Origin of the sequence: Flavobacterium sp., from assembly GCF_044376915.1 — a bacterium.
GTDB lineage: Bacteria > Bacteroidota > Bacteroidia > Flavobacteriales > Flavobacteriaceae > Flavobacterium.
Genome location: NZ_JBILKB010000101.1, coordinates 1 through 5,190, shown reverse-complemented (window position 1 = coordinate 5,190; position 5,190 = coordinate 1). Strand labels below are relative to the sequence as shown.

Below are 5,190 nucleotides of genomic sequence, written 5' to 3'. Positions count from 1 at the left end.
GAATCCGTCAGAAGTGCAAGAAAAAGCGATTCCAGTACTATTGGAACAAAACACAGATTTAGTTGCCCTAGCGCAAACAGGAACAGGAAAAACCGCCGCTTTTGGTTTTCCACTAATTCAAAAAATTGATGCTGAAAATAGAAATACGCAAGCTTTAATTTTATCGCCAACACGAGAATTATGCTTACAAATCACAAATGAGATTAAATTATACTCAAAATACATAAAGGGGTTACATACGGTAGCTGTTTATGGTGGTGCAAGCATTACTGAACAAGCTAGAGAAGTAAAACGTGGTGCACAAATTATTGTGGCTACACCTGGTAGAATGCAAGACATGATCAACAGAGGTCTTGTAAACATTAAAAACATTGATTTTTGTATCCTTGATGAGGCAGATGAAATGTTAAACATGGGATTCTACGAAGATATTTGTTCCATACTATCGGATACGCCCGATGAGAAAAACACGTGGCTATTTTCGGCCACAATGCCTGCTGAAGTAGCGCGTATTGCAAAGAAATTTATGGCTGATCCTGTAGAAATTACCGTAGGAAGTAAAAACTCAGGTTCGGCAACTGTATCACACGAATACTATTGTGTTAATGCGCGTGACCGTTATGAAGCCTTGAAACGTTTAGCAGATGCTAACCCAGATATTTTTTCAGTGGTTTTTTGTAGAACCAAAAGAGATACCCAAGCCGTGGCGGAAAAATTAATCGAAGATGGTTATAATGCAGCAGCGCTTCATGGTGATTTATCGCAAGCACAACGCGATGGGGTAATGAAATCGTTTAGAGGGCGTCAAATTCAAATGTTGGTAGCTACAGACGTAGCGGCACGTGGAATTGACGTTGATAATATTACGCATGTTGTGAACTATCAATTACCAGACGAAATAGAAACCTACAACCACCGTTCTGGAAGAACCGGAAGAGCTGGGAAATTAGGAACTTCTATTGTAATTATTACCAAAAGTGAAATTAGAAAAATACATTCAATTGAGCGTATTATCCAACAAAAGTTTCAAGAAAAAACCATTCCATCAGGAATAGAAATTTGCGAAATTCAGTTATTACACTTGGCCAATAAAATTAAAGATACCGAAGTAGATCATGAAATTGATAACTATTTACCGGCTATCAATGAAGTATTGGACGGTTTATCAAAAGAAGAATTGATCAAAAAAATGGTTTCGGTTGAATTCAACCGTTTCATCAATTACTATAAATCAAAACGTGACATTACCGGTGAAAGAAGTAATGATCGTGAAAGAAGCTCTGAACCAAGAGAAATTAGAGCAGGAGATCCTGTACGTTATTTCATCAACATTGGCACAAGAGATGATTTTGATTGGATGCAATTGAAAGATTTCATCAAAGAAACCTTAGATTTAGGTAGAGATGATGTGTTTAAAGTAGATGTTAAAGAAGGATTTTCTTTCTTCAATACCGACGGAGAACATACCGATAAAGTAATGTCAGTTTTAAACGGCTATGACATGAACGGTAGACGCATCAACGTGGAAATTTCTAAAAACGACGGCGGTGGAAGACGCGACCATAACGGAAGAAATTCAGGTGGTGGTTTCGGAGGCGGAAGACGCGAAGGTGGTTTTAGAGGGGAAAGAAGCGGAAGTGCTCCTCGAAGAGAAGGTAGTCGTGACGGCGTATTTAGAAGCGATCGCAACAGCTCAGCTCCAAGAAGAGAAGGCGGATTTAGAGGAGAAAGAAGCAGTGCTGCTCCTCGAAGAGAAGGCGGATTTTCAGATAGAGCTCCTCGACGCGCTGAAAGTTCTGGAGATACTTCAAGACCAAGAAGACCAAGAAGAAGTTAACACCAATTCGTTAATTTTCTTATAAAATTACCAAAAACTACAAAATATCATCTTTAGATTCGTATTTTTGAATCATTATAAAAAAGAATGAGATATTTTGTAGTTTTTTTATTTACACTAATGACCACTTCAGTTTGGTCACAAAAAGACACCTTAGTAAATATCAAAGGTTCGGTTGTTAATAATACTACCAAGTTGCCTCTAAGCAATGTAAACGTAATCAATGCGACACGCGTTACTGGTACAGCCACAACAGGAAGTGGAACTTTTGAAATTGCTACAAAATTAAACGATACCCTTCTTTTTTCGTACATTGGTTATGAAACCGTTAAAGTAAAAGTAACCAACGACTGGATCAAAAATAATCCTACAAAAATTTACCTAACTGAAAAAGCCTATGTACTTGACGAAGTAGTAATTCGGCAATATCAATTAACGGGTTATGTAGAAGTTGATACCCAACTCATTCCAGTAGCAAATGACGGGTATCGCTACAGCATTTCTGGATTAAACGCAGGGTATGAAGCTGGTGATAAATCGCCAAGTGCCGTTTCTAAAGTGATGCGCTCCATTTTCAATCCGGCTGATTTTCTTTACAACGTATTTGGAAAACGTCCGAATGAAATGAAGAAGCTGAAAGAAATGAAAAAAGACGATACGGTTCGCAATCTCTTGGCTACCAAATTTGATCGAGAAACATTGGCAGCACTATTGGAAATAGACAAAGATGATATTCCACAAATCCTTGCAAATTGTAACTATTCTGACTACTTTATTCAAACAGCTAATGACCTACAAATAATGGATGCTATTAGTTTGTGTTATGAAGAATATAAAATTTTGAAAAAAAATAAATAAGCTATTGGTCTTGCAATGCTTCCCAATATTTCCGCTCGATAAACTCAATATCCTTAATTGATTTTCGAGCCCAATCCAAACGCTTTTCCCAAACTTCTTCTTCTGTTAATTGCCAATCCAATTTAGATTGCCGCAAACGATTCGTAATATCTTGAATAATAATCGCTGCTGAAACTGATATATTCAAACTCTCGGTATACCCTACCATCGGGATTTTCAAAAAACCATCTGCTTGTTGCATAACTTCTGCCGACAAACCATCTCTTTCAGTTCCAAAAAATAAGGCAGATGGTTTTGTAATATCAAATTCATGCAACAAACAAGAATCATCATGCGGTGTAGTAGCGATGATTTGATAACCTTTAGCTCGTAGGATATCCAAACAATTCTGTACCGAATTGTAGCGAAAAACATCTACCCATTTTTGAGCTCCCATGGCAATTTCTGAATCGATACGCTTGCCAAATTTTTGTTCGATCACGTTCAATTCCTGTATACCGAAAACCTCACAACTACGCATTACCGCACTAGTATTGTGCAATTGATAAACGTCTTCCATCGCAATGGTAAAATGCTTGGTACGGTTTTGCAATACACGTAAAAATCCTTCTTTCCTGTTTTCGGTTAGAAATCCTTCTAAATAATTTAAAAGTTCGTGATCCTTTACATCCATTTTTATAAATTTACTACAAAGAAAATGAAAATTGTGGTATGAAAAAAATAGTCGTATTAACCGGTGCGGGTATCAGTGCCGAAAGCGGTATTAAAACCTTTCGAGATGCAGATGGTTTATGGGAAGGGCATGATATCATGGCGGTTGCTTCGCCAATTGGATGGAAAAAAAATCCCGAATTAGTTCTCGATTTTTACAATAAACGTAGGGCCCAACTCCTGACCGTTCAACCCAATTCAGCACACAAAATTTTAGCCGAATTAGAACAACTCTTTACCCTTCAAATAATTACACAAAACGTAGATGATTTACACGAAAGAGCCGGAAGTTCAAGTGTATTGCACTTGCACGGCGAATTATTAAAAGTGCGCAGTGTAGCCAATGAGACCTGTATATTGGACTGGAAAACCGACTTGCACATTGGCACTAGTGATCCACAAGGTCATCAATTGCGCCCACATATTGTTTGGTTTGGCGAAGCGGTTCCTTTATTGGATAAAGCCATTGAAATTGTGACGACTGCTGAAGTACTCATTATCATTGGAACTTCCTTACAAGTATACCCTGCTGCCGGATTGATGCATTTCATCCAACCCAATGTTCCAGTGTATTATATTGATCCCAAACCCGCCACCATATATGATTTAGCCAACCCGTTGAAAGTCATTCCGCTAACAGCCGTTGAAGGAATGAAAGTAGTGAAAGAAGAACTTTTGCATTTAACGTAAAAAACTCCAAACTAATAACGCATAACTAATCACTAATTACTAAATTTGCACTTCGTTAAACAACACACAACAACATGCAATTAACCGAATTAAATGCTATTTCGCCAATCGATGGTCGTTATAGAAGTAAAACCGCATCATTAGCTCCTTTTTTTTCAGAAGAAGCATTAATAAAATATCGTGTTTTAGTAGAAGTTGAATACTTTATTGCACTACGGGAAGCCGATTTACCTCAATTGGCCGCTATAGATAAATCCATTTACAATTCGTTACGAGCCATTTATGAAAACTTTTCTACCGAAGACGCACTTTGGATTAAAGAAACTGAAAAAACAACCAACCACGATGTAAAAGCGGTAGAATATTTCATCAAATCCAAATTTGACGGATTGGGTTTACAAGCTTATAAAGAATTCATCCATTTTGGACTGACTTCACAAGACATCAACAATACGGCGATCCCATTGTCTACCAAAGAAGCGTTTGAAAAAGTATACCTACCGAGTTTGGTAAGTGTAATTGCAAAATTAAAAGAATTAGGCATGGAGTGGTCAGACATACCAATGCTTGCCCGAACCCATGGACAACCCGCTTCACCTACTCGTTTAGGAAAAGAAATTCTAGTATTCGTAGAACGTTTGGAAGAGCAAATGCGTTTGTTGTTTAATGTGCCTTTTGCGGCTAAATTTGGAGGTGCAACCGGTAATTACAACGCACACAAAGTAGCGTATCCGACTACCGATTGGAAAAAATTTGGTACCGAGTTCGTTGAGAATAGTTTGGGATTACACCATTCGTTTCCTACGACACAAATTGAACATTACGATCATTTTGCCGCCTTTTTTGACGCTTTAAAACGCATCAACACCATATTAATCGACTTGGATAGAGATATTTGGACCTATGTGTCTATGGATTATTTCAAACAAAAAATCAAAGCGGGCGAAATTGGATCGTCGGCGATGCCTCATAAAGTAAACCCCATTGATTTTGAAAATTCGGAAGGAAATTTAGGAATTGCCAATGCCATTTTCGAACACCTTTCGGCCAAATTACCCCTATCGAGATTGCAACGTGATTTGACGGACAGTACC

General features: G+C 37.9%; 5 protein-coding genes. 4 read left to right on the top strand and 1 reads right to left on the bottom strand.

What is annotated here, in order from left to right:
- Together ACIQ6Z_RS08900 and ACIQ6Z_RS08895 are read left to right on the top strand one after the other, a co-directional pair.
- Nucleotides 1-1,837, top strand: a 1,837-nt coding sequence (locus tag ACIQ6Z_RS08900) for a DEAD/DEAH box helicase (RefSeq protein WP_396210537.1), incomplete at its 5' end; no start/stop codon positions are given.
- An 87-nt stretch (nt 1,838-1,924) separates the two neighbouring features.
- Nucleotides 1,925-2,695 carry a carboxypeptidase-like regulatory domain-containing protein gene (locus tag ACIQ6Z_RS08895; RefSeq protein ID WP_396210536.1) on the top strand — a complete coding sequence of 257 codons (771 nt, stop codon included), beginning with the start codon at nt 1,925-1,927 and terminating at the stop codon, nt 2,693-2,695.
- A 1-nt stretch (nt 2,696) separates the two neighbouring features.
- Here the strand turns inward: ACIQ6Z_RS08895 and ACIQ6Z_RS08890 are convergent, their stop codons facing one another.
- Complete coding sequence (locus tag ACIQ6Z_RS08890; RefSeq protein WP_396210535.1) at nt 2,697-3,368, bottom strand: TrmH family RNA methyltransferase; 672 nt, start codon at nt 3,366-3,368, stop codon at nt 2,697-2,699.
- Between the two features lie 38 nt (nt 3,369-3,406).
- Between ACIQ6Z_RS08890 and ACIQ6Z_RS08885 the strand changes: the two genes are divergently transcribed.
- The gene (locus tag ACIQ6Z_RS08885; protein WP_396210534.1) at nt 3,407-4,096 is read left to right on the top strand and encodes an SIR2 family NAD-dependent protein deacylase; all 690 of its coding nucleotides are present in this window, start codon (nt 3,407-3,409) and stop codon (nt 4,094-4,096) included.
- 74 nt (nt 4,097-4,170) lie between these two features.
- A partial coding sequence (gene purB / locus ACIQ6Z_RS08880) for an adenylosuccinate lyase (protein WP_396210533.1) occupies nt 4,171-5,190 on the top strand: 1,020 nt, incomplete at its 3' end.

Excerpts from the sequence above, each read along its gene's own strand:
- ACIQ6Z_RS08895 (WP_396210536.1), top strand. The coding sequence starts at position 1,925 with ATGAGATATTTTGTAGTTTTTTTATTTACACTAATGACCACTTCAGTT.
- ACIQ6Z_RS08890 (WP_396210535.1), bottom strand. The coding sequence starts at position 3,368 with ATGGATGTAAAGGATCACGAACTTTTAAATTATTTAGAAGGATTTCTA.
- ACIQ6Z_RS08885 (WP_396210534.1), top strand. The coding sequence starts at position 3,407 with ATGAAAAAAATAGTCGTATTAACCGGTGCGGGTATCAGTGCCGAAAGC.